Source organism: Novosphingobium sp. YAF33 (assembly GCF_052113265.1).
GTDB lineage: Bacteria > Pseudomonadota > Alphaproteobacteria > Sphingomonadales > Sphingomonadaceae > Novosphingobium.
In genome coordinates this window covers 151,576-174,253 of record NZ_JBFRCW010000001.1, presented here as the reverse complement: position 1 = coordinate 174,253, position 22,678 = coordinate 151,576, and the positions used below count along the sequence as shown (strand labels likewise).

Sequence of the window (22,678 nt, the reverse complement as noted above, 5' to 3'; positions counted from 1 at the left end):
GGGCCTGCTTCAGGGCAGGTTCTGGGTCGTCGCGTATTGCGTTATGAAATGGGCGAGCTGGGCGAATTGCGGCCCGACGGCGGACTTCACCATGTAGCCGGCGACGTGTTCGTCGTAGGCGCGCGACCGGTCCTGATCGCGCGAACTGGTGCTGAGGATGAACACGACCGTGCGCTGCAGCGCCGGATCGGCGCGCAGGGTTTCCAGGAACTGGAAGCCGTCCATGTTCGGCATGTTGAGATCGAGCAGCACGATCACCGGCGTGCCGAGCCGCTTGGCCGGATGCTGTCCGCGCAGGATCTGCAGCGCCTCGCACCCGTCGCCCGCCGTCTGGCTGCGGCAGGGCACGCCGTGCCGCCGGAAGCTGCGCAGCACCCCTTCGAGCGCGACGTCGTCGTCATCCACCACGAGAACGGTATAGTCGAACAGGGCGGGGCGGCTGGGAGTGGCCTGGTCCCGGCCGGCGCTGTCTCCCGGGCGGTCACTCATCCTCGTATTCCTTCAGCAGGATGCGGGGCCAGTGGATCTCGAACGTGGCGCCGCCGAGCGCGCCGGGCGAGCATACGGTCACCATCCCGCCGTGAGCATTGATCATGCGCCGGGTGAAGGCGAGGCCGACACCGTCGCCGCTCGTACCCGGCGAGGCCCGGTGAAACAGCTTGAAGATGCGTTCCTCGTTGCCCGGGGTGATGCCCTTGCCATCGTCGTCGATTGTGAAGACCGAGAAGCGGCCTTCCTCGCGCATGGCGATGCGGATCCGGCCCGAGCGCCCGCCATGGTGCTTGACGGCATTGCCGATGAGGTTGCGCAAGGATGTCGCCAGCGGCGCGCGGGGCGCGGTGATGTCGCTGCCGTTCATGTCGATCTCCACCTTGAAGCTGTCCGGCACGAGGGCGAGGCCCAGCGCTTCGTCGACCAGTTCCGCGGGGGAGATCGTCTCCATGTGCCGGTCGCGCACGCCGGCGCGCGCATAGTCGAGCAGGTCGTCGATCATCTGCTCGGCCCGGGCGATGCGCAGGGATATGCGGTCGAAATTGTGCTGGACGTCCTCGGGCAGCGCCACGCCGCTCAGGTCTTCGCGGATCCAGGTGACGAGGTCGGCTATGCCCCGCAGCGGAGAGCGCAGATCGTGGCTGGCCACATAAGTGAATTCCTCAAGTTGCGAATTGGTCTGCTGGAGCGCGGTCTCGGCCCGCTTGCGCGACGAGATGTCGCTGACGATGGCCATGAACATTGGCTGGGCGCCGTTTTCGAGCTTGGTCAGCGCGATCTCGACCGGGATCTCCTGGCCGGAGCGGTGCAGCCCCGTGAGGTCGCGGCCGGAGCCCATCATGCGCGAGGCCGGGGCGGCGACATAGCCCTCGACGTGCTCGCGGTGGAGTTCGCGGTAGCGCGCGGGCAGCAGCGTCTCCAGCGGCTGGCCGACCAGTTCCTCGCGCGGATAGCCGAACTCGGCGGAGAGGGCGGAATTGACCTGGACGATGCGCTGGCGGGTATCGACGACGAGCGCGCCGAGGGGCAGGTTCTCGAAGATCTGCGAGAAGCGCTTCTCGGCGATGACCTGGCGCGTGAGGCTCTGGAAATAGAGTATCGCGCGCGCGCCGAAGTCGCCGGGGCAGGGGGCCAGCGTCACTTCGACCGTTTGCGGATTGCTTTCCAGCCCCTGGATGGCGACCGCGCGGCTCCACGGGGGGCGGGCCTCCAGGGGGGCGGCGAAAAACACCTCCAGCATCTGCCGCAGGATTTCGGCATCGTCCTCGGGCAGCCAGGCGAAGGCCAGGGTGAGGCGCAGGGCGGCGGGATCGGACTCGCCCAGGATCGCGGCAAGCGCCGGGTTCGCCCAGGAAATGACGCCGGCCTGATCGATGATCATCGCACCGATCGGTGCATGGCCGAGCGCGATGTGGACATCGGCCTGATCCTGAAGCGCAATCGTCACGACAGCTCCCTTCGCAGCGTAAGACACCGGGACTTCCCGGAAGGGGAAGCGGCGTTACCGTGCGACCGGGAGGTCGTGTGCGTTCGTTCGACGACGCGGCGATCGGCCTTCCGGGTTTCCGTCTAGGCGGCAGGCCGTTTGCGTCTGACGAAGGAAGGTTTCCGGATTTCTGCTTATTTTGAGAGGCAAGGGGCCGGCGCGAATGGGGCGCCTGGAACTATGGCTTCACCTCAGGCGCGCTTCCGAATGCGCACCAAACGCCTGTTTACAGGGCGACGAACTTCCCGGCATCGCGGTCCTTGCGGACCTGGAGGCCGTTGAAGACCGAGCCGTTCATCGTGATCCACACGCCTTCGGGCGCGGACTGGCAGCAGGCGAAAGCCATGCCGAGATTGAAGGTCGCGTCGCTTTCGGCGAAGCGGGCCGGGGCGAGGGCGCCGGTGAGCACGGTGGTCTTGCCGGGGACGTCTGCCAGAACCCTGGCAGTGTCCGTCATCGTGTCGGTGCCGTGGGTGATGACCACATGGGCCTCGGGCGCGGACGCGACGATGGCGCGGATGGCTGCACGGTCCTCGTCGGTCAGTTCCAGACTGTCCTTGCGCATCAGCTCCACCACGCGCACCGGATGGGCGACGCGCGCGACTTTTAGCAGCTTCTCGATCACGCTTTCGGCGATCTGGTATTCGCTGAGCGCGTCGAAATACTGCTTGTCGAACGTGCCGCCAGTGGTGACGACGAGGATCGGAGAGAGTGCGGGGGCCTTGTCCATCCGCGCCATTTCCTCTGCCGGCAGCCCCGGGTCAAGGTTTTCCTGCCACTGGGCCTGCCACTGGGCCTGCCCTCTAGCCTTCAGCTCAGGCCGCTTGCGGGCAGGGGCGGCGCGGCCAGTCGACCACACCGATCAGAGTGTCCACGAAAGCCTCGCGTTCCTTCAGGGTGGGGCGCTTCGGGCGCATGAGAATGTCCGAACGATAGCCGACCATCGCCGAGACCGTCACTTGCGTCAGCCGCTCGGCCTCTTCCGGGGTGAACGTCGTCGCATAGAATTCGGTGACGCAGCCGCGAAAACGCGAGGGACCGCGTTCGTAGAACATCTCGTTGATCTCGGGAAAGCGCTCGCCCTCGCTCATGACGAGGCGGAACAGTTGTACCGAATTCTCGCGCAGCAGGCAGTCGATGAAGCGCAGGCATGCCCGTCGCAGGGCCGGGAACGAAAAAGTCTGCCCGGCGAGCACTTCGTTCACGTCCTGCGAGAAGCTGTCGACCTTGTTGTCCACCACGGCTGCGAACAGCTCTTCCTTGGAGCCGAAGTGCGCCCAGAGGGTGGCCTTCGAGCCGCCCAGTTCATCGGCGATCGAAGACATCGTGGTGGCGGCATAGCCTCGCTCGAAGAACGAACGCGTCGCCACATCCACGATGGCTGCCCTTTTCCTGGCCTTGTTGAGTTCTCTCTTGCCCAAATTCTCTGTCATAGTGGTACCAGGCAGTACACTTTTCCATTGACAGGCGCAAGCCGGACTCCGATAAAAACTGTACTGATGAGTACGATCACTATCCCCCGAGTCGCGGCGGCTTCGATGCTAGCCGTAGGCCTTTCGCTGTCCGCCTGCGCCGTGCCCGACCTTGGGCCGAAGCCGCAGATGCGGGCTCCTGCAACCCTGGACAGCTCCAGGTCTCTGAGTGCCCAGTCCTTCCGCGATGGGGCGCCGAATGCCTCCGCGGATGCCGCCTGGCCGCAGCAGCAGTGGTGGACCGCTTATGGCGACCCCCAGCTGGACGCCCTGGTGGCGGAGGCGCTGGCCAATTCGCCCGACGTAGCCGAGGCGCAGGCGCGCATCCTTCAGGCCCGCGGTGCCGCGCTGGTGGCGGGGGCTTCCACGCTGCCCACGGTGAACGGGCAAGGCTCTGCCGGGGCGGCCAAGCAGAGTTACAACAACGGCATTCCGGCCGACTTCGTTCCCAAGGGCTGGAAAAGCACCGGCGATCTCGCGCTTTCGGGCGACTTCGACCTCGACCTTTGGGGCAAGTACCGCAAGATGCTGGCCGCTGCGACGTCCGAGCAGAAGGCCGCCGAGGCCGACGCTCATCAGGCCGAGCTGATGCTCTCCTCGAACGTGGTGTCTTCCTACTTCGATCTCGCCCGCCTGGTGGCGCGCGGGGAAGCGCTGAAGGAAGCGGTGAACGCGCGCCAGTCGATGGTCACGCTCAGCGACCAGCGCAACCAGCAGGGGCTCGACAGCGAACTGCCGCTGCGCCAGTCCGAATCGCTCGCGGCTTCGGCCCGCGCCGCGCTGTCGGCCAATAGCGAGCAGATCCTGCTGCGCCGCCATGCGCTTGCGGCGCTGCTCGGTGCCGGACCGGACCGCGGCCTCGCCATCGCGCCGACTGCGATCGCCAGCCTGCCGGTCACGCCGGTGCCGGCGGATGCGGGCATCGGCCTGGTCGGCCGCCGTCCCGACATCGTCGCCGCCCGCCTGCGTGCGGAAGGCGCGGGCAAGCGTATCGACGCCGCCAAGGCCGCGTTCCTCCCCGATATCTCGATCAGCGGGCTGTTCGGCCTGCAGTCGCTCGGCCTTTCGAACTTGTTCAAGAGCGGTTCGACTTACGGCAACGCCGGCGGCGCGATCAGCCTGCCGATCTTCCAGGGCGGGCGCCTCAAGGGCGAATATACCAAAGTGCGCGGCGCCTACGATCTGGCGGTGGCGGACTACAACGCCGCAGTGATCGGCGCGCTTCAGGACGTTGCCGATACGCTGGCTTCGCGCAATGCCGCGGCCGAGCAGGAACAGGCCTCGGCCGATGCCCGGGACAAGTCGGCCCGCGCCTACGACATCGCGATGAAGCGCTACAAGGGCGGCCTGGGCAACTACCTCGACGCGCTGAGCGCCGAGACCACCGCGCTCGATGCGCGGCAGGCGGCCGTCGATGCCCATTTCCGGACCCTCGCCAGCGAAGTCGCGCTCAAGCGCGCGCTGGGCGGCGGTTACGAAGACAATTCAAGCAAGAAGGCTCCCGAGTAATGAGTGACGACCAGAACAATGAGCACGGCTCCGGGAGCGTGCTGGGCAAGAACCGGCGCAAGCCGCTGCTGATCGGCCTTGCCATCGGCGTGGCCGCGGTTGGCGTGCTCTATTTCGCCTACGACCTGTTCGTCGGCAGCCGGTCGGTCTCGACCGACAACGCCTATGTCGGCGGCGACAATGCGCAGGTGACCCCGCTGACCTCGGGCCGCGTGGTGGAAGTGCTCGTCACCGACACCCAGCCCGTCCGCAAGGGCCAGTTGCTGTTCCGCATCGAGGATTCCGACCAGCGCATCGCCCTGGCGCAGGCAGAGGCCGAATTCGCCGCCGCGCAGCGCCGCTACGGCCAGTCCCTCGCCCAGAACCGGGCGCTGGGCGCCACGGCAGACGCCAGCGATGCGCAAATCAATTCCGCCAAGGCCAGTGTCGCTTCGGCCGAGGCGACCTTGACCAAGGCCAAGACCGACTTTGCCCGCCGCCAGGCGCTCGTGGGCAGTGGCGCCGTCTCCGGTGACGAACTGACGACGGCGCGCCAGCAGCTTGCCGCGGCGCAGGCATCGGCCAGCGAGGCGCGTGCCATGCTGGCCCAGATGCAGGCTTCGGCGGTCAGCGCACGCCGCCAGGAAGAAGCCTCAGTCGCCCTGACCAAGGGCACCACCGACACCACGGCCCCGGAAATCCGCCAGGCCCAGGCCAAGCTGGACCAGGCACGGCTCGATCTCGAACGCACCATCGTGCGCGCGCCGATCGACGGCGTGATCGCCAAGCGCGCCATCCAGGTCGGCCAGAAGGTCCAGGCCGGCGGCGTGGCGATGACCGTGGTTCCGGTCGGCCACCTCTATGTCGATGCCAATTTCAAGGAAACCCAGCTCGGCAAGGTCCGTCCCGGCCAGAACGCCACGCTCAAGGCCGACTTCTACGGCAGCGACGTGGTCTATCACGGCAAGGTCATCGGCTTCGCCGGCGGCACCGGCTCGGCCTTCTCGCTGATCCCGGCGCAGAACGCGACGGGCAACTGGATCAAGGTGGTGCAGCGCCTGCCGGTCCGCATCGAGCTTGACGCCAAGGAACTGCAGCAGCACCCGCTGCGCATCGGTCTCTCGATGGATGCCGAGATCGAACTGACGGACGCCAACTGATGGCCGGCGCTTCCCCCGCCGCGGCAGGGGCCGGAAGCACGGGAGCCGCCGACAGCACCACCTTCACGGGTGCGAAACTGCTCATCGCCGGCTTCCTGCTGGCGATGGCCAACTTCGTCGTCGTGCTGGACATGACGATCGCCAACGTCTCGATCCCGCACATTTCGGGCGGACTTGGCGTCTCGGTCTCGAACGGCACCTGGGCGATCACTTCCTACGCGGTTGCCGAAGCGATCTGCGTGCCGCTCACCGGCTGGCTCGCAGGGCGCTTCGGCAGCTTGCGGGTGTTCCTGATGTCGCTGATCGGGTTCGGCGTGTTTTCCGCGCTTTGCGGTATCGCGCATACTTTCCCGCTGCTGGTGCTGTTCCGTCTGGGGCAGGGCTTCTGCGGCGGCCCGCTGATGCCGCTGACGCAGACGCTGCTGCTGCGCATCTTCCCCAAGCACATGCATCCGCGTGCCATGGCCATGTGGGCGATGACGGTCGTTACCGCGCCGATCGCGGGGCCGATCGTCGGCGGCTACATCTCCGACAACTGGTCGTGGGAGTGGATCTTCTTCATCAACGTGCCGATCGTGGCGCTGGTCTTCTTTGGCCTGTTCACGATGCTGCGCGGGGTCGAGACGCCCACGCGGAAGCTGCCGATCGATGTCGTGGGCCTGGCCCTGCTGATCGCCTGGGTCGCTTCCTTCCAGATGATGCTGGACCTTGGGCGCGAGCATGACTGGTTCGGTTCGCCCTTCATCGTCGCGCTGGCGGTGATCGCGGTGATCTTCTTCATCGCTTTCGTGATCTGGGAACTGACCGAGGAACATCCCGTGGTGGACCTCAAGGTCTTCAGGCACCGCGGCTTCTCGGCGGCGACATTCTCGCTCACCATCGCCTTCGGCACTTACTTCGCCTCGGTTGTGGTGATCCCGCAGTGGCTCCAGACCTCGATGGGCTATACCGCGACGCAAGCGGGCGAGGCGATGGCCTTCTCCGGCGTGCTCGCGGTGTTCGCATCGCCCTTCGTGCCCAAGCTGATGCAGCGCTTCGATCCGCGCATGCTGGTGTTCCTGGGCATTTCCTGGATCGGCATCTGCGCCATCTTCCGCACGAGCTGGTCGACCGAAGTGCCGTTCTGGACCATCGCCTGGCCGCAGCTGGTGCAGGGTGTCGGCGTCTCGCTGTTCATGGTCCCGCTGACCACCATCAGCCTGGCCTCGGTGCGGCCGGACGAGACGGCGGGCGCGGCCGGCATCGCCAACTTCGGGCGCACTCTGGCCAGCGCCATCGCCACGGCGCTGGTGACCACCACCTGGGAGGACATGGGACGCGCCAACGGCGCCGACATGGCCGCCTCGATGAACGGTGCGCAGCAGACCATGACCCAGTTGCAGAACGCCGGCTTCTCCATGGAGCAGGCGCGTCAGACGCTGGCCAATCTCGTGGCGGCGCAGGGCACGGCGCTGGGCACGGTGCATGTCTTCGCGCTTTGTGCCGTGCTGCTGTTCATCGCCGCATGCACTATCTGGATCGCCCCGCGACCCCCGCGCGGTGCGAAGCCGGCTTCCGGCGGGCACTGATCCCTCGTCCTGCCTGAAGCCAAGCGAGCCGCCGATGCCACTCCTCCTCCGGCGTCGGCGGCTTTCTCTTTTCCGGGGGAGCCGGTGTCAGCCCGCGGCGAAACTGCGCCGGGTCAGGCGCGGCAGCATCAGGGCCTGACCGATCGCGCGCAGCACGAAGAACAGGGTGAACGCTGCCCAGAGGCCGTGATTGCCGAAGGGGTGGAGCAGCCAGAGCAAGAGGCCGTAGACGGCCATGGCCGCCAGCATCGTCCCCATCATCGCCCGCGTCCATCCGGCGCCCACGAAGACCCCGTCGAACACATAGGCCGAGACGCCCAGCAGCGGCATCGCGGTAAGCCACGGCGCATATGCGGCGGTGGCGGCGATCACCGCCGGGTCGGTGTTGAAGGCCGAAGCCAGCCACGCTCCGCCGAAAGCATAGGCCAGGGTCAGGACCAGGCCCATCACGCCGCCCCAAAGCAGCGCCGAGCGGACCGTGGCCCTGAAGCGCCGGGCGTCACCGGCACCCAGAGCCTCTCCGCAGAGCACTTGGGCGGCGCTTTCGAAGCCGTCGAGCAGGAGCGTTGCCAGCATGAAGAGCTGAAACAGGATGCCGTTCGCCGCCAGAGTCACCGGGCCGGCCTGCGCCCCGGTGCGGGCGAAGGCGAGCAGGGCGGCGGTGAGCAGCAGGGTGCGCAGGAACAGGTCGCGATTGAGGGCGAAGAGCCGCGCCAGTTCGGCGCGCCGCCATGTCGCGCGTCGCCGCACCGAGGAAAAGGCGGCGCGTGCTTCGGGACGGCGCAGCACGAGTGCGGCAAGCACGGCGAACTTGAACAGTTCCGAGGTCAGCGTTGCAGTGGCCACGCCCGCTACCCCCCACTTCGCGACGAGCACCAGGAACAGGTCCAGCGCGATGTGCACGGCGTTCGCCGCGATTTCGACCACAAGGACATGGCGCACCAGTCTCTGTCCGATCAGCCAGCCCACCAGCACGCAATTGCCCAGCCAGAGCGGACCGGCCCAGTAACGGATCTCGATGTAGTGCCGGGCGCTCTCTCGCAGGGTGCCCCTGGCCTCTAGCAGGTCCAGCCCCAGCGGGATCGCCAGGGGCATGAGGCAGAGCAGCAGTGCACCGATGGCCATCGCCGCCGCCATGGCGCGTGCCAGCGTCTCGGCGGAAGCGGTGCGATCCCCGCGTCCCGCACCCTGCGCCGTGAGGGCGACCGTGCTGGTCCGCAGGAAGTTGAACACGTTGAGCATGGCCATCATGTACTTCGCGCCGAGTTCCACGGCGCCTTGCGCCGGCGCGTCGCCCAGGCGCCCGATGGCCCACATGTCTGCCAGCCCGAACAGCGCGGTGGCGACGTTGGTGAGCATCGCCGGCAGGGCGATCGACCAGAGCAATCGCGCCTGATGGTCGGCACGCAGGGAGAGGCGAAGGTTCAAGGCATTCTCGCGGTTGGAATGCCTCTGCGCTTATCCGAGGGCCCTGGATCCGGCAATCGCGCCGGCGAATCGCAGGATGCGAATCGGGGCGATCCGGCTGCGCCGAGCGGAGGGCAGGGCTTTGCTGCACTTGCTAACTGGAAGGATGGCACGGATACAGCGGTGCGCGACCTGCTCTGCTGGAAGCAGTGCAAGTGCGCTAAAACCGTTGATCGAGATGATGTTGCGTTTGCGAAGAATCGGCGCGCCGGACAGAAAGTAAACTTCCTACCCGGCGCGCTCTCTCCCAACACCGGTAAAGCCGCAAGCGGCCTTTCACCAAGCACTCTGCAACAATTTCGCGCGATCTCAAAGCGGAATTGCATCGGGACCTATTGAATGTCCCAACCGATGCTGTTTGGCCACAACCGCCAGGGATCGACGGAGCGCGCGCGGAACGGGCGCAAGGGGCTTGCAGCAAAGACGATGCGGCAGGCGGGCGGCGACTACCAGACCAGCGGCACGGCTTCCGGTCCGATCACCCCGCCGGGGCGGTACTCGATGTGCGTTCCCGGCTGCAGTTCGAACTGGGGCACGCGCCTCAGCCATTCCTGCAGCGCGATCTTCACTTCCAGGCGGGCGAGATGTCCGCCCATGCAGCTGTGTACCCCGACGGTGAAGGCCAGGATCGTCTTGCGGGGCCGGTCGAAGTCCACGGTCTTCGGATCGGGGAAGACTTCGGGATCGAAATTGCAGGCGGGCAGGATGAAGGTGACACGGTCGCCCTTCTTCATCTGCACGCCGCGCATCTCGTAGTCCTTGTCGAGCACGCGTCCGGAGAAAGTGACCGACCAGCGTCGCAGAAGTTCCTCGACGATCCGGTCGATGTCCTGCGGGCGGTCGATGATCTCCTGGCGCTGCTCGGGGTTCTGCGCCAGCCAGAGCCAGATGTTGTTGAGCGTGGCGAACACCGTGTCGAGCCCGCCGATGAACAGGAAGCAGACGAAGCCGAAGATCTCCTTTTCGGAGAGCGGCACGCCGTCCGGCTCGGCATGGGCGATCAGGCTGACCACGCCGTCGTCCGGATTGGCCTTTTTCTCGGCGATGGCTTCCTTGAGATAGGCGCCGATCTTCGCCATCGCCTGGCCCATGATCGCGCGGTCGTTCGAATGGAGCAGTTCCATCGCCCATTCGACGAAGGTGTCACGCATGGCCTGGGGAAGGCCCATGATATCGAGGAATACCGAGACCGGCAGCGGGCGGCCGAAGTCCTCGGTGAATTCGCAAGTGCCCCCGGCCGCGACTTTGGCTTCGATCTCGTCGATCAGGTCGTTCGAGCGCCTGCGGATCAACTCTTCCAGCTTGAGCACGCCCTTGGGGCTGAACACCGGATCCACGATGTTGCGGTACTTGCGGTGGTGGGGCGGATCGATCTCGATCGGGATGAAGTAGAAGTAGTCGTTCGGATCGCGCGGGAAGGGCGTGGCGCCTTCGTTCGAGAAGATATCCGGATGGCGCAGGCCGAACAGGGCGTCCTCATGCTTGGTGAGGTGCCACATGTTGCCCATCGGGCTCACGTCGTAATAGATCGGCGGCTGCTTTTCATGCAGCGCGGCCATGAAATCGTGCGGGCCGGCGAGGAATTCGGGGCCGAACGTCAGGCCGGACTGGCGGATCAGCTCTGCCGGGACATGGTCCGGCACCTGGTCCATGCCGACGTGGCGCGGGAAGCTGGGGGGAACCGGGTTGGCGGCGTCGATGGGCATCGGTCTCTCCTGCCTGGCGGTTCAGAATTGATGTTCGGGCATGTGGACGACGAGGCCGTCCAGCGCGGATGTCATCTCGATCTGGCACGAGAGCCGGCTGCTGGGACGCACTTCGGCCGCTGCCGATTCCAGCAGTTCCTCTTCCGCCTGGGAGGAGGGGGCGCCAACGGTGTCGACCCAGTCCGCGTCGATATAACAGTGGCAGGTAGCGCAGGAGAGCCCACCGCCGCACTCGCCGGTAATCCCCTCGATCCCGTTGTAGACGGCGCCGTGCATGACGTTGTCGCCGACCTCGACGTCCACGTCGGACGCGTGTCCTTCATGATCGACGTAAGTGACCTTGGGCATCGAACTCTCCTGTCCTTCGGCTGTTGACGCATTTCTGAGAACGCTGTTCTCACGGCGTGTAGCGCGGTCTTCGAAGGGGGTCAAATGAAAGCACCGGCTGGACCGCGCGGGGCGGAGCGCCTAGTCCATGGCGGATGGCATCATCGCTTCCGATCCCCGCCCCTTCCGACACGCCCTTCGCCGCTTTCGACGACGGCGAGCAGGATCGCACGCGGCTGCTGGTGACCGCGGCCTACAATCTGCTCGACGAAGCGGGTCTCGAAGGGCTGACGATCCGCGCCGTCCTTTCCCGCACCCGCCTGGCACGGCGCGCGTTTTACGAGCGTTTTCAGGGCAAGGACGACCTGGTGCTGGCGGTCTTCGATTCGTCGCTGCGCTCGGCCGCGCTCCAGTTCGGCGAAATGACGCGGCAGGTGGAAAGCCCGATGGAGGCCCTGCGGCTGATCGTGTCGAGCATCGTCGTCGGCCAGCTCGGCCAGGGCGATTCGGTGGAGAGCGGCGCCCATCTGCGCAGCGCAGCGCTTAGCCGCGAACACTTGCGGCTGGCCCAGTCGCGCCCGGCGGAGCTTCAGGCCGCGCTCCAGCCCTTGCTGGATCTCATGGCCGGCCATGTCGCCGCCGGTATCGAGAAGGGAGAGTTCCGCCCCGCCGAGCCGCAATTGCAGGCGCGGCTGATCTACAACCTCGTTTCCACCACCGTGCACACAGTCCTGCTCCAGGAGGAAGGCGGCGAGCCCGATCTTGCCGAGCGCGAGGCGCTGGCCGGGGCGATCTGGGACTTCTGCCGAAGGGCCATCGTCGCCTGACGCTTCGTACGGGCTGACGCCTGCTAGGTATCGCTGCCGGGTTCCGAAAGGGTCGGCGGCCGGTTAGAGCGGGGCGATGCGTTCCAGCATCTGCTCGATGTCGTCGGGCCGCGCCAGGTCCGTGCCCGCACGCAGCACCGCCGCCGAGCCTGCTGCCATGCCGCGGCGGAAAGCCTCCAGCTCGTCGTCCCCCCGGCACAGGGCGTGGACCATGGCGGCCACGAAACTGTCGCCCGCGCCGACCGCGCTGGCGGCGTCGATCTTGAGCGCGGGCAGGAACACCGGTCCTTCGGCCCGCGCCAGCACCGCGCCTTCATGGCCCATCGTCACGGCGACGAGCCGCGCCTTGCCCGCCTCGACGATCTCCATGGCGGCCGCGCCGATGGCATCGACATCCTCCAGCTTGCGGCCGGCATATTGCTGCAACTCGCCCTGGCTGGGCTTGACCAGCAGCAGTCCGCCTTCCGCGATCCCCGCCTCCAGCGCCTTTCCGGAACTGTCGAGCACGGCGTCGCAGCCGCGCTTGCGCATCAGCCGGGCGACGCGGGCATAGTAGTCGTCGGGCACGCCGGGCGGCAGCGATCCGCTCATCACCAGCACGTCGCAGTCGGCTTCGGCGAGTTGGTCGAGGCAGTCCTGCCATTCGCTTTCGCTGACTTGCGGGCCGGCGGGCGTGAAGCGATATTCCTTGCCGGTATCGTGTTCGAGAATGTCGGCGGCGATCCGGGTCGGGCCTTCGATGGCGATGCGCGTACGGACAAGCTGATGCAGGTCGATCAACCCGTCCAGCGCCGGTCCGGTGGCCCCGCCCGAAAGATAGAAGCACCGTGCATGACCGCCGAGCCGCACGAAGACCCGCGCCACGTTGATGCCGCCGCCGCCCGGAGCATAGTGCTCGTTGTCAGTGCGCATCTTGTGGGTGTGCTGCACTTTGCCGACATCGTAGGAGATGTCGATCGTCGGGTTCATCGTCAGCGTGGCGATGTTCTTCATCAAGGCAGCTCCTGGTCGGCCGGTCTCTTGCAGCGCTTCATGCCCGCGATCGCGGGTCGGCGCTAGACCGGGTCCAGTGCGTCCGGCTGGGCGCCGGGGAATTGCAGCATGGATCCCGGCTGCGGCCGTCCGAACAGGAAGCCCTGGCCCTGGGTGCAGCCCTCTGCGCGCAAGTATTCCCGTTCCACGTCGCTCTCGATCCCTTCCGCGGCCACCGTCAGCCCCAGGCTGCGACCGAGCCCGATCACCGCGCGGATCACCGCCCGCGAACTGGCTTCCTCATGGAGGTTGAGAATGAAGGACTTGTCGATCTTGATCTTGGTGAAGGGGTAGTTGAGCAGGTAGCTGAGCGAAGAATAGCCGGTGCCGAAATCGTCGAGCGAGATGCCGATGCCGAAGGCCCGCAAGTTGCGGATGATCGCGGCGGGGCGGGGGCCATGCTCCATCAGCACGGCTTCGGTGATCTCCAGTTCTAACCGTTCCGCGCCGAGGCCTGAACCGGACAGCGCGTTGATGACGGTGCTGAGCAGATTGCCGTTGCGGAACTGCACGGGCGAGACATTGACCGAAAGCCGCACGGACCCCGGCCAGCGGGTCGCTTCGCGGCAGGCGGTCTGCAGCACGAAACGGCCGAGCTTGTCGATCAGGCCGAGTTCTTCCGCCAGCGGCACGAAGACTTCGGGAGAGACTTGCCCGCGTTCTGCGTGGTTCCAGCGCAGCAGGGCCTCGCAGCACTCGATGGCGCCGGTTTCCAGGTTGAGCAAGGGCTGGTAATGGACTTCCAGTTCATCGTCGCGCACGGCCTTGCGCAAGTCCGTCTCCAACCGGCTCCTGGCCTGCGCGGCCTCGTCCATTGCCACTTCGAAACTTCGGCAACTGCCGCGTCGCTCGGTCTTGGCAGCGTAGAGCGCCAGATTGGCATAGCGCATCAGCGTCTCGTGATCGCCACTGTCGAACGGAGCGCCGGCCATGCCGGCCGTGGCGCCGACATGCAGGGTGTTGCCGTGGACATGGAAGGGTTCGCAGAGCACGGCGATGATCGCCTTGATGACCAGTTCGGCCTGCGTCAGGCTGGACTTGCGGAAGATGATGGCGAATTCGTCTCCGGCGATCCGGCAGAGCAGGGCGCCGGGCGGCATGAGGTCCCGCATGCGCAGCGCGGCATCGATCAGCAGGGCATCGCCGAAGCGGTAGCCATAAGTGTCGTTCACGGACTTGAAGTTGTCGAGATCGATCAGCGCCAGAGTCACCGTTCCTGCCGGGACGGCGCCGTGAAGCAATTCGCGCAGGGTCTCGCGGCAATGCGAGCGGTTCGCCAGCCCGGTCAGCTCGTCGTGCCGCGCCATGTATTCCATGCGGCGCTCGATGCGGCAGCGTTCGGTCACGTCGAAGATCGAGGCGATCGTCACCTGCCGGCCGTCGAGTGTCGAGGCGTGAGTGGAGACATGGGTTTCCACCCGGCCCCCGTCCCGGCGCAGCATCTGCCAGTTCGCGTTGCTGGTCGCCAGATCGGCATCGAGCATCGGTGCGGCGATCGCCCAGGCCTGCGCCGCGAAGAGGCGGCGCGTGGCGAGGCCGTTCAGTTCCTCCGGCGTGTAGCCCAGCAGGCGGCAGGCGGAGGCATTGGCATTCACGATCAGGCCGCTTTCTGGGTCGTGGACCAGCATGGCCAGCGGATTGCGATCGAACAGCAGCCGGAAGCTCTCTTCCTGCTGCTTGAGATCGGTGATGTCCACGCGCAGGCCGATGGAGCCGCCATCTTCGGTCCGGCGCTCCTCGATGAGGATGCAGCGGCCGTTGGAGAGGCGCTGTTCGTGCCGGGCATCGGGTTCCTGCATCAACCGCAGGCGATCGGCGAGCCATTCCTCCTCGCGGCCCTTGGCCTCGGGATAGTCGCCGCGCGCGACGCCGACCCGCAAGGTATCCGCCAGGCGGGCGCCGGGCTCCAGCAGGTCTGCGGAACGGCAGTAGATTTCCTCGTACTTGCGGTTCCACAGGATGTAGCGCCCGTCCTCGTCGAGGAAGACGACGCCTTGCGGCAGCACTTCGATAGCCTCGCGCAGGCGTTTTTCCGCGCGGTCGGCTGCCGCGAGCGCGGCATCGAGCGTTTCAGGTGGCGCTTCGCCTTCCAAGGCTTCGTACTCTTTCCGCACTTTCCATAACCAGCAAGCGAGCCCGAACCCGGATTCGGTTTATAACACAGGACGTTAATTTTTCCGCCAACGCAATCGTGCTGCTCTTGCGCCGACAGGAAGTGCCGCGCGGAAAAGGAAATTAACCACAAAAGAAACCCGCCGCACCGGGGTGCGACGGGCCTGGCCTTCCTCCCCAGGAAAGCGCTTGAGAGGTTATCCGGTCCTGGCAGGACCGGTCGTTCTGGCCGCCGGCGTTATCATCGCCGGCGTTCCGGTGGCTGCGTCAGCGCYGCGTGGCGCTGCGCCTTGGTTTGGTCAGCGCCGTGTGGCGCTTCCGAGACGATGGTAGAGGTTCGAATAAGTCGAACTGACCGGATCGTCCTCATGCGCCCGCATGTAATAGAGCACGGCTTCCTGCAGCAGCTTGAAGTCCTGGTTCGAAAGCACCGCGCGGGCGCGGGCCGGTTCGGCGGTCATGGTGGTCATAGTACCTTCCTTTCCTTGCTTCACTGGGGCTTTCCCCATCCGCCCGAGGACTGTCTTCGGGCGTTCTCGAAGTTCGTTTCTTCGCGCTTTCAGGCAGCGAACTGGTTCCCCCGCTGCCTCAGGCAGCGAATTGGTTCCCCCCGCTGCCTCAGGCAGCGAATTGGTTCATCGTGTTGTGCGTGCCGCCGGCCTTGAGGGCGGCCTCGCCGGCGAAGTATTCCTTGTGGTCGTCGCCGATGTCGGATCCGGCCATGTTCTGGTGCTTCACGCAGGCGATGCCCTGGCGGATCTCCTGGCGCTGCACGCCCTTGACGTAGCCGAGCATGCCCGCCTCTCCGAAGTATTCCTTCGCCAGATTGTCGGTCGACAGGGCGGCCGTGTGGTAGGTCGGCAGGGTGATGAGGTGGTGGAAGATCCCCGCCTCGCGCGCCGCGTCCTTCTGGAAGGTGCGGATGCGCTCGTCGGCCTCTTTGCCCAGCTCGGTGCCGTCGTAATCCACGCTCATCAGCCTTGCCCGATCATAAGCGCTGGTGTCGCGGCCTTCCGCAGCCCAGGCATCGAAGACCTGTTGGCGGAAGTTCAGCGTCCAGTTGAAGCTGGGCGAGTTGTTGTAGACCAGCTTCGCGTTCGGGATCACTTCGCGGATGCGGCTGACCATTCCGCCGATCTGGCCGATATGCGGCTTCTCGGTTTCGATCCACAGCAGGTCCGCGCCATTTTCCAGCGCATGAATGCAATCGAGCACGCAGCGATCCTCGCCGGTTCCGCTGCGGAACTGGTAGAGGTTCGACGGCAGCCGCTTCGGGCGCATCAGCTTGCCGTCGCGGGTGATGAGAACCTCACCGTGGCCGACGTCGCCCGCCGCGATCTCGTCGCAGTCGAGGAAGCTGTTGTAGCGGTCGCCGATGTCGCCCGGTTCGCGGGTGAAAGCGATCTGCTTGGTCAGCCCCGCGCCCAGCGAGTCGGTGCGCGCCACGATCAGGCCCCCGTCCACGCCCAGTTCCATGAAGGCGTAGCGGACGGCGCGGATCTTCGCGATGAAGTCCTCGTGCGGGACGGTGACCTTGCCGTCCTGATGGCCGCACTGCTTCTCGTCCGAGACCTGGTTCTCTATCTGGATGCAGCAGGCGCCGGCCTCGATGAACTTCCTGGCGAGCAGGTAGGTCGCCTCGGCATTGCCGAAGCCCGCGTCTATATCGGCGACGATCGGCACGACATGCGTTTCGTGATTGTCGATCGCGTGCTCAAGGCGCTTGGCTTCGACCTCGTCACCCGAATCGCGCGCCTTGTCCAGATCGCGGAACATCATGCCCATTTCGCGGGCATCTGCCTGGCGGAGGAACGTGTAGAGTTCCTCGACCAGCGCCGGAACCGACGTCTTCTCATGCATCGACTGGTCGGGCAGGGGGCCGAACTCGCTGCGCAGCGCCGCGACCATCCAGCCCGAGAGATAGAGGTAGCGGCCCTTGGTTGTGCCGAAGTGCTTCTTGATAGAGATCATCTTCTGCTGACCGATGAACCCGTGCCAGCAGCCCAGCGACTGGGTGTAGTTGGCGGGGTCGCGGTCATAGGCGGCCATGTCCTCACGCATGATGCGCGCGGTATAACGGGCTATGTCGAGCCCGGTGCGGAAGCGGTTCTGCAGGCGCATGCGCGCGACCGATTCCGGCTCGATGCCGTTCCAGTTGGGCTCGGTGCCGATGGTCTGGCCGGCTTCGGTGATCTTGCTCTGGTAGGTCACTGCCAAAAGTCCCCGTCGAAAAATGTGATTGGGCGATGGCCTGGAGCTAATCCCGATTTGTGCGGTGCGGAACGGGCTGCGAAGTCCGGTTGTCAAACTTTACAGATATTCCTTGTAAAGATGTGCAGGCATGACAAACTGCGGAAGTCATGGCGGAATCACGACCTCTCTACCTCGGCCCCCGGCTTCGCCGCTTGCGCCGCGAACTGGGGCTGACCCAGCAGGCGATGGCGGAGGATCTGGAGATTTCGCCCAGCTACGTGGCGCTGCTGGAACGTAACCAGCGCCCGGTGACGGCGGACATGCTGCTGCGTCTGGCGCGGACCTACCGGCTCGACATCGCCGATATCGCCGGGGACGACGGCGAGGACTATGCCCGCCGCGTGGGCGATGTGCTGCGCGATCCGCTGTTCGCCGATATCGACTTGCCGTCGCTGGAAATCGCTGACCTCGCCATGAGCTTTCCGGGCATTTCGGAAGCACTGCTGCGGCTTCACGGTGCCTATACCCGCGAAAGCCAGGCCCTGGCTGAGCAGCGCGCCTCCGGCCCCGCCGCCGAAGAGAACGAGCCGGTGCGCGAGGCGCAGCGCTTCCTCGGGGCTTCGCGCAACTACTTCCACACCGTCGACTTGCGTGCCGAGGAACTGGCCGCCGAGATCGAGCAGGCGGGCGGGGCCACTGCATGGCTCGCCGCCAAGGGCGTGCGCGTGCGCTTCCTGCCACCGGACGTCATGGTCGATTCGCTGCGCCGTTTCGACCGGCACAACCAGCAGCTCCTGATCGACGATACGCTTGGGGCCTCAAGCCGTGCGTTCCAGATCGCCACGCATATTGCGCATACCGCGATGCGCAGCGATATCGTTGCAGTCGTGCGCGCGGCAGCGTTCGTGCAGGCCACCACGGCGACGCTGGTGCGACGCGCGCTGGCCGGTTACGCGGCAGCGGCGATCCTGATGCCTTACGCCCGGTTCGCCCGCGCGGCGGAGGCGCGGCGCTACGATATCGAGGCGCTCTGCGCGCTGTTCGGCACCAGTTTCGAGCAAGTCGCCCACCGCCTCACCACGCTGCACCGGCCGGGTGAGGAGCGCGTGCCGTTCTTCTTCCTGCGCGTGGACGAGGCGGGCAACGTCTCCAAGCGGCTGGACGGCGCGGGCTTTCCCTTCGCGGCGCATGGCGGCGGCTGCCCCTTGTGGTCGGTGCATCAGGTGTTCCGCTGGCCGGGCGAGGTGCGCACGCAGTGGCTGGAACTGCCGGACGGCCAGCGCTTCTTCTCCATCGCGCGCACCGTCACTTCGGGTGAGGGGCGTCACGGCCGCATGAAAGTCACCCGCGCGGTGGCCCTCGCCTGCGCGGCAGAAGAAGCGGATAAGCTGGTTTACGGAGGTGAGCCGGAAGCAGGCGCAACGCCCATCGGCGTCACTTGCCGCCTTTGCCAGCGTGCCGATTGTGCGGCCCGCTCGGTGCCGCCTATCGGCCGCGATGTGCTCGCCGACGACTATCGCCGCGCCGCACAGCCCTATACTTTCTCGGAAAGCTGATATTTCGCAATTGCGAATTGTAATTCGCGAATGTGACGATTCCGCCGGGGCGATGGCGAGGCGGCAAGAGTTGCGAAAGCGGCCCCCTCGAAGCAGGATCGAGCCTCACAGGGCAAGAACCCGGCGAGAGGATGAGTGCATTGAGCAGCGCAGGCACGCCGGGTGCGGCCCGGACCTTTCCCGAACTGATCCGCTCCGCCGCTGCATCTCATGGCGATGCAGAGGCGATCACGCTGGAGACCGAAGCCGGCCGGGAAAGCGTCACTTTCGCGGATCTTGACCGCCAGTCTGCCGCGCTCGCGCGCGGGCTGTTGGCGCGCGGAGTGGGGAAGGGCGCGCGCGTCGGCTTCATCTTCGGCAATGGTCCGGGCTTTGCCATCGCGCTTGCTGCCATTGCCCGTACCGGCGCAGTCGCGGTGCCGATCAGCACGATGCTCCGCGCAGGCGAACTGGTCCGCGTGCTGCGCCAGAGCGACGTACAGGGCCTGATCGTCCAGCGCACCATGCTCGGCAAGGACCTCGTGGCCCGCCTCACCGAGGCATTGCCCGAACTCGTCGGGCAGGCTTGCGGCGCGCTGCGCCTGCCGCGCGTGCCCTACTTGCGCTGGATCGTCTCCAGCGGCGAGGGCCTGCCCACCGCCGCCGGGCCTATGGGCTGGCTGACCGATGCGGGGGCGGAACTGGGCGAAGACCTGCTGCTCGAGGTCGAATCCGAAGTTCACCCGACGGACCAGATGATCGAGATCTACACGTCCGGTTCGATGGCGCTGCCCAAGGGTGTGCGCCATCTCCACGGTGCGGTCATGGCGCGCAGCCATTGGCTGGCGGAGATGCTGGGCGTGCAGGCGGGCGAGGAACGCCCGGCGCAATTGCCGATGTTCTGGGTGGGCGGCCTGATGTTGTACCTGCTGCCCGGATGGGAGCGCGGCGCCGTCACCACTTGTACCGAGCGGACGCTCAGCAATAGCCGCTTCGCCATGGGTTCGGTGCTGGCGGAGGAGGATCTCGAACGCATCAAGGGGCCGCAGCCGTGGTGGGGCCTGGGCATGAGCGAAACGCTTGGTCCTTATGGCTGGGGGGACGAGTTCCGGGTGCCAGGCCGCCCGGTCTGCGCGCCGATGGACCACTTCGCGCCCGGCTATGACATCCGCATTGCCGACGAGGATGGCCGTGCGGTCGGCGATGGCGAGATCGGCGAGATGCAGGTGCGCGGACCTGCCGTCGCGACCGGACTCCACAAGATCGACCGCGCCGAACACTATACGCCGGACGGCTATCTGCGCACTGGCGACCTCTGCCTTGTCGAGGATCGTGCGGACGGCCGCCGTATCCATTTCGTCGGGCGCGGCGGGGACATGATCAAGGTTTCCGGTTCGAACGTTTCGCCTGCGGAAGTGGAGATGGAACTGCAGGCGCTAGACGGCGTGCACAGCGCCTATGTCGTCGGCCTGCCGGACCGGGAGCGCGGCGCGCTGCTCGTGGCGGCGCTGGTGCCGCGCGATGGCGCGGTGCTCGATATGGCCGCGATAGAGGCCAGGCTGCGCGGCAGCCTTTCCGGCTACAAGGTCCCGCGGGCGTGGGTGGAACTGGCGCGGGACGAGGTGCCGTTGCTCCATTCCAACAAGGTCGCCCGCAGAGAGATCGCCCGGATCGTGGCGGAGCGGCTGAGCGAGAACGCCGTCTAGGCCCTCCGCCCTGAGGAAGGGCTTGTAGGCATTGACGAAGGCTCTCACGCCCAATAACCCGACAGGCAATTCGAAATAGCGAAAGTGCCCATGTCGCGTTCCTCTCCCGGCGTCGCCCGCATGGCCGCCATCCTCAATTTCATCGCCGATCACCCGCGCCAGTCCTTCGCCCTGACCGACCTGGTGCGCGCATTGAAGCTGAGCCGGGCCACATGCCATGCCCTGCTGACCGGGCTGGTCGACGTGGGCTACCTCTACCGCACCAGCGACAAGACTTACGTGCTCGGTCCGGCGCTCGCGGCCATCGGACGCACGGCGGCGGAGCACTTCTCGCCGCTCCAGGTTGCGCAGCCGGAAATGCGCAAGCTGGCGGACGATTTCGACGTGGTCTGCGGCGCCTACTTCCTGGAAGGCGACACGATCCACTTGCGCGAACGGGCTGCCTCGGCCAGCCATGTCGGCTACCCGGTCCCGCTGGGCACGCGCATGCCGCTGCGCTGGGTTCAGGCGACTTCGTTCTTCGCCCGCAACCCGCGCGAGGCCGATGCGGCGCAAGTCCGCATCAATCCGTCGCCCTCGGCCGAGCAACTGGAACAGCTTCATGGCGGCATGGCCTTCGTTCGCGAGCACGGTTTCATTGCGCTGATCCGCCGCGCCGACAGTTCACGCACTGCAGAGATCTCGACTTCGGGGCTGGAGGATCCGCCGGTCGTGCCGCAGACGGAGCTGGAAGACGAGCGCGCTTACCCGCTCATGGCGATCATGGCCCCGATCTACGACGCTCGCGACCGCGTCTCGATCTCGCTTGTCCTGGCCGGTTTCAATGGCTCCATGACCGGGGCCGAGGCGCGCCGGGCAGGTGAGGCGCTTGCCGATGCCTGCGCGCGCATTTCCCGTTTCCTGATCGGTCAACCCGAAGAAAGCTGAGCTTCCGTCCCGGCGGTATCATCGAGGCAGGTCCGTTCAGGCGCTTGACCCTCTTCCCCTGTCGCTCTATCAATTTTAGCGAAAATAAATTCGCTATTTAGAATTTAGCGATTGGGGAGAGTGCTGGATGTCGGACGTGATCGTCGCGCCGGAAACCCGTGACCTTGCGGAACTGGGAACCCTCCTGGCGGAATGGCTTGCCGGCAAGTTGCCCGATGCGAGCGATGTCGAAGTCCGCAATCTCGCCTATCCGCGGGGTGCGGGGCAAAGCCACGAGACGATCCTGTTCGATGCACGCTGGATCGAGCAGGGCCGGGCGCGGGAGCAGGGCTGTGTCGTCCGGATCAAGCCGGGTGGCTTCACGGTCTTTCCCGATGACCTGTTCGTGCAGCAGTACCGGGTGATGGACGCCCTGGCACGGGGCAAAAGCGTGCGCGTCGCCCGGCCGCTCTGGTTCGAGGAAGACGCGGCGCTGCTTGGCAGACCGTTCTTCGTGATGGAGCGCAAGTCCGGGCAAGTGCCGGTTTCGATCCCCCCTTACGCGCGCGAGGGTTGGCTTCGGGATGCGGCGCCGGAGCAGCGCCGCGTACTCTGGCGCAATGCCGTGGAGCAACTCGCTGCCGTTCAGCGGGTGCCGCTGGCGGGGCTGGATTTCCTGGCAGGACCTGCGGGCGAGCGGGGGCTGGAGCAGGAGTGGAACAAATACTTGCGCTTCGCCCGCTGGCTGCAGGAAGTAGAGCCGCTTCCAGTGCTCACCGAGGCGCTGGACCGGCTGCGATCGTTGTGGCCGGCCAACCGGCCCGAAGGCCTGGTCTGGGGCGATGCGCGGATCGGCAACATGATGTTCGACGCGAACTTCGATGTGGTGGCCGTCATGGACTGGGAGCAGCCTTCGCTGGGCGGCGCGCTTCACGATTTGGCCTGGTTCTGCGTCATTGCCGACACCATGCATGGTCCCGGCTCGACTTACGGCGCGCCGCTGGATGGCATGGGCAGCCGTGAGGAAACCGTCGCGCTCTGGGAGGAGCTTACCGGCAACCAGGCGGCCGATCTCGAATGGTACGAGGATTTCGCCAGGTTCAAGATGACCTGCACCGGTATCCGCCTCGGCCATTTGCGCGGCACCCGGATCATGGATGAGGCAGCCATGGCGCGGCGGCTGAAAGTGCATGCCGCGTAA

20 protein-coding genes are annotated in these 22,678 nt (G+C 66.2%); 9 read left to right on the top strand and 11 right to left on the bottom strand.

Annotated elements, in window-relative coordinates; genetic code table 11:
* Positions 1-9 precede the first annotated feature (9 nt).
* The 4 genes from AB4Z00_RS00795 to AB4Z00_RS00780 form a co-directional block, all read right to left on the bottom strand.
* Positions 10-489 (bottom strand): response regulator, encoded by a 480-nt coding sequence (locus AB4Z00_RS00795; RefSeq protein ID WP_314463600.1) that lies wholly within the window; start codon positions 487-489, stop codon positions 10-12.
* The gene (locus AB4Z00_RS00790) at positions 482-1,939 is read right to left on the bottom strand and encodes a sensor histidine kinase (protein ID WP_442044444.1); all 1,458 of its coding nucleotides are present in this window, start codon (positions 1,937-1,939) and stop codon (positions 482-484) included. The genes AB4Z00_RS00795 and AB4Z00_RS00790 overlap by 8 nt, the downstream gene beginning before the upstream one ends.
* A 265-nt stretch (positions 1,940-2,204) precedes the next feature.
* Positions 2,205-2,708: an asparaginase domain-containing protein gene (locus AB4Z00_RS00785; protein WP_132261934.1), complete on the bottom strand. Its 504-nt coding sequence runs from the start codon at positions 2,706-2,708 to the stop codon at positions 2,205-2,207.
* Positions 2,709-2,793: 85 nt separating this feature from the next.
* A complete protein-coding gene (locus AB4Z00_RS00780; RefSeq protein ID WP_132261936.1) occupies positions 2,794-3,411 on the bottom strand; it encodes a TetR/AcrR family transcriptional regulator in 618 nt (205 codons plus the stop codon).
* A gap of 66 nt (positions 3,412-3,477) precedes the next feature.
* Here AB4Z00_RS00780 and AB4Z00_RS00775 point away from each other — a divergent pair, with 66 nt between their 5' ends.
* Genes AB4Z00_RS00775 through AB4Z00_RS00765 form a run of 3 tightly spaced genes read left to right on the top strand, consistent with a single transcriptional unit; the run spans position 3,478 to position 7,666 of the window.
* A complete protein-coding gene (locus AB4Z00_RS00775; protein ID WP_442044441.1) occupies positions 3,478-4,959 on the top strand; it encodes an efflux transporter outer membrane subunit in 1,482 nt (493 codons plus the stop codon).
* Positions 4,959-6,098, top strand: coding sequence for an HlyD family efflux transporter periplasmic adaptor subunit (locus tag AB4Z00_RS00770; protein WP_132261940.1), 1,140 nt, complete (start codon positions 4,959-4,961; stop codon positions 6,096-6,098). Before AB4Z00_RS00775 ends, AB4Z00_RS00770 begins: the two co-directional genes overlap by 1 nt.
* Positions 6,098-7,666 (top strand): DHA2 family efflux MFS transporter permease subunit, encoded by a 1,569-nt coding sequence (locus tag AB4Z00_RS00765; protein ID WP_132261942.1) that lies wholly within the window; start codon positions 6,098-6,100, stop codon positions 7,664-7,666. The genes AB4Z00_RS00770 and AB4Z00_RS00765 overlap by 1 nt, the downstream gene beginning before the upstream one ends.
* 87 nt (positions 7,667-7,753) lie before the next feature.
* Here the strand turns inward: AB4Z00_RS00765 and AB4Z00_RS00760 are convergent, their stop codons facing one another.
* Positions 7,754-9,094: an MATE family efflux transporter gene (locus AB4Z00_RS00760; protein ID WP_442044438.1), complete on the bottom strand. Its 1,341-nt coding sequence runs from the start codon at positions 9,092-9,094 to the stop codon at positions 7,754-7,756.
* Here AB4Z00_RS00760 and AB4Z00_RS00755 point away from each other — a divergent pair.
* A complete protein-coding gene (locus AB4Z00_RS00755; RefSeq protein WP_442044436.1) occupies positions 9,062-9,472 on the top strand; it encodes a hypothetical protein in 411 nt (136 codons plus the stop codon). The genes AB4Z00_RS00760 and AB4Z00_RS00755 overlap by 33 nt on opposite strands.
* Positions 9,473-9,579: 107 nt before the next feature.
* On the opposite strand, the gene AB4Z00_RS00750 is transcribed toward AB4Z00_RS00755, so the two are convergent.
* Both AB4Z00_RS00750 and AB4Z00_RS00745 read right to left on the bottom strand, forming a co-directional pair.
* On the bottom strand, positions 9,580-10,839 hold the full coding sequence (locus AB4Z00_RS00750) for a cytochrome P450 (protein ID WP_134095045.1): 1,260 nt from the start codon (positions 10,837-10,839) through the stop codon (positions 9,580-9,582).
* 21 nt (positions 10,840-10,860) lie between these two features.
* Positions 10,861-11,187 (bottom strand): 2Fe-2S iron-sulfur cluster-binding protein, encoded by a 327-nt coding sequence (locus AB4Z00_RS00745; protein ID WP_132261947.1) that lies wholly within the window; start codon positions 11,185-11,187, stop codon positions 10,861-10,863.
* Between the two features lie 134 nt (positions 11,188-11,321).
* Between AB4Z00_RS00745 and AB4Z00_RS00740 the strand changes: the two genes are divergently transcribed.
* Positions 11,322-11,993: a TetR/AcrR family transcriptional regulator gene (locus AB4Z00_RS00740; RefSeq protein ID WP_442044433.1), complete on the top strand. Its 672-nt coding sequence runs from the start codon at positions 11,322-11,324 to the stop codon at positions 11,991-11,993.
* 63 nt (positions 11,994-12,056) lie between these two features.
* Here the strand turns inward: AB4Z00_RS00740 and AB4Z00_RS00735 are convergent, their stop codons facing one another.
* The 4 genes from AB4Z00_RS00735 to AB4Z00_RS00720 all read right to left on the bottom strand — a co-directional run bounded on the left by AB4Z00_RS00735 (position 12,057) and on the right by AB4Z00_RS00720 (position 17,348).
* Positions 12,057-12,986, bottom strand: coding sequence for a 1-phosphofructokinase family hexose kinase (locus AB4Z00_RS00735; RefSeq protein ID WP_442044431.1), 930 nt, complete (start codon positions 12,984-12,986; stop codon positions 12,057-12,059).
* A 62-nt stretch (positions 12,987-13,048) separates the two neighbouring features.
* Positions 13,049-15,118, bottom strand: a complete 2,070-nt coding sequence (locus tag AB4Z00_RS00730) for a putative bifunctional diguanylate cyclase/phosphodiesterase (protein ID WP_442044429.1) — start codon at positions 15,116-15,118, stop codon at positions 13,049-13,051.
* A gap of 318 nt (positions 15,119-15,436) precedes the next feature.
* Positions 15,437-15,607, bottom strand: coding sequence for a hypothetical protein (locus AB4Z00_RS00725; RefSeq protein ID WP_165921310.1), 171 nt, complete (start codon positions 15,605-15,607; stop codon positions 15,437-15,439).
* Between the two features lie 148 nt (positions 15,608-15,755).
* On the bottom strand, positions 15,756-17,348 hold the full coding sequence (locus AB4Z00_RS00720; protein ID WP_442044427.1) for an isocitrate lyase: 1,593 nt from the start codon (positions 17,346-17,348) through the stop codon (positions 15,756-15,758).
* Between the two features lie 149 nt (positions 17,349-17,497).
* Between AB4Z00_RS00720 and AB4Z00_RS00715 the strand changes: the two genes are divergently transcribed.
* The 4 genes from AB4Z00_RS00715 to AB4Z00_RS00700 all read left to right on the top strand — a co-directional run bounded on the left by AB4Z00_RS00715 (position 17,498) and on the right by AB4Z00_RS00700 (position 22,678).
* Positions 17,498-18,886 (top strand): helix-turn-helix domain-containing protein, encoded by a 1,389-nt coding sequence (locus AB4Z00_RS00715; RefSeq protein ID WP_442044425.1) that lies wholly within the window; start codon positions 17,498-17,500, stop codon positions 18,884-18,886.
* Positions 18,887-19,026: 140 nt separating this feature from the next.
* Positions 19,027-20,571, top strand: coding sequence for a class I adenylate-forming enzyme family protein (locus AB4Z00_RS00710; RefSeq protein ID WP_442044423.1), 1,545 nt, complete (start codon positions 19,027-19,029; stop codon positions 20,569-20,571).
* Between the two features lie 90 nt (positions 20,572-20,661).
* The gene (locus tag AB4Z00_RS00705) at positions 20,662-21,498 is read left to right on the top strand and encodes an IclR family transcriptional regulator (RefSeq protein ID WP_314463572.1); all 837 of its coding nucleotides are present in this window, start codon (positions 20,662-20,664) and stop codon (positions 21,496-21,498) included.
* Between the two features lie 127 nt (positions 21,499-21,625).
* Positions 21,626-22,678, top strand: coding sequence for a phosphotransferase family protein (locus AB4Z00_RS00700; RefSeq protein WP_442044420.1), 1,053 nt, complete (start codon positions 21,626-21,628; stop codon positions 22,676-22,678).

Coding starts and splice junctions, on each gene's coding strand:
- AB4Z00_RS00715 (WP_442044425.1), top strand. CDS start 17,498: ATGGCGGAATCACGACCTCTCTACCTCGGCCCCCGGCTTCGCCGCTTG.
- AB4Z00_RS00705 (WP_314463572.1), top strand. CDS start 20,662: ATGTCGCGTTCCTCTCCCGGCGTCGCCCGCATGGCCGCCATCCTCAAT.
- AB4Z00_RS00765 (WP_132261942.1), top strand. CDS start 6,098: ATGGCCGGCGCTTCCCCCGCCGCGGCAGGGGCCGGAAGCACGGGAGCC.
- AB4Z00_RS00795 (WP_314463600.1), bottom strand. CDS start 489: ATGAGTGACCGCCCGGGAGACAGCGCCGGCCGGGACCAGGCCACTCCC.
- AB4Z00_RS00700 (WP_442044420.1), top strand. CDS start 21,626: ATGTCGGACGTGATCGTCGCGCCGGAAACCCGTGACCTTGCGGAACTG.
- AB4Z00_RS00745 (WP_132261947.1), bottom strand. CDS start 11,187: ATGCCCAAGGTCACTTACGTCGATCATGAAGGACACGCGTCCGACGTG.
- AB4Z00_RS00785 (WP_132261934.1), bottom strand. CDS start 2,708: ATGGACAAGGCCCCCGCACTCTCTCCGATCCTCGTCGTCACCACTGGC.
- AB4Z00_RS00775 (WP_442044441.1), top strand. CDS start 3,478: ATGAGTACGATCACTATCCCCCGAGTCGCGGCGGCTTCGATGCTAGCC.
- AB4Z00_RS00780 (WP_132261936.1), bottom strand. CDS start 3,411: ATGACAGAGAATTTGGGCAAGAGAGAACTCAACAAGGCCAGGAAAAGG.
- AB4Z00_RS00725 (WP_165921310.1), bottom strand. CDS start 15,607: ATGACCACCATGACCGCCGAACCGGCCCGCGCCCGCGCGGTGCTTTCG.
- AB4Z00_RS00735 (WP_442044431.1), bottom strand. CDS start 12,986: ATGAAGAACATCGCCACGCTGACGATGAACCCGACGATCGACATCTCC.
- AB4Z00_RS00750 (WP_134095045.1), bottom strand. CDS start 10,839: ATGCCCATCGACGCCGCCAACCCGGTTCCCCCCAGCTTCCCGCGCCAC.
- AB4Z00_RS00770 (WP_132261940.1), top strand. CDS start 4,959: ATGAGTGACGACCAGAACAATGAGCACGGCTCCGGGAGCGTGCTGGGC.
- AB4Z00_RS00755 (WP_442044436.1), top strand. CDS start 9,062: ATGGTCGGCACGCAGGGAGAGGCGAAGGTTCAAGGCATTCTCGCGGTT.
- AB4Z00_RS00740 (WP_442044433.1), top strand. CDS start 11,322: ATGGCATCATCGCTTCCGATCCCCGCCCCTTCCGACACGCCCTTCGCC.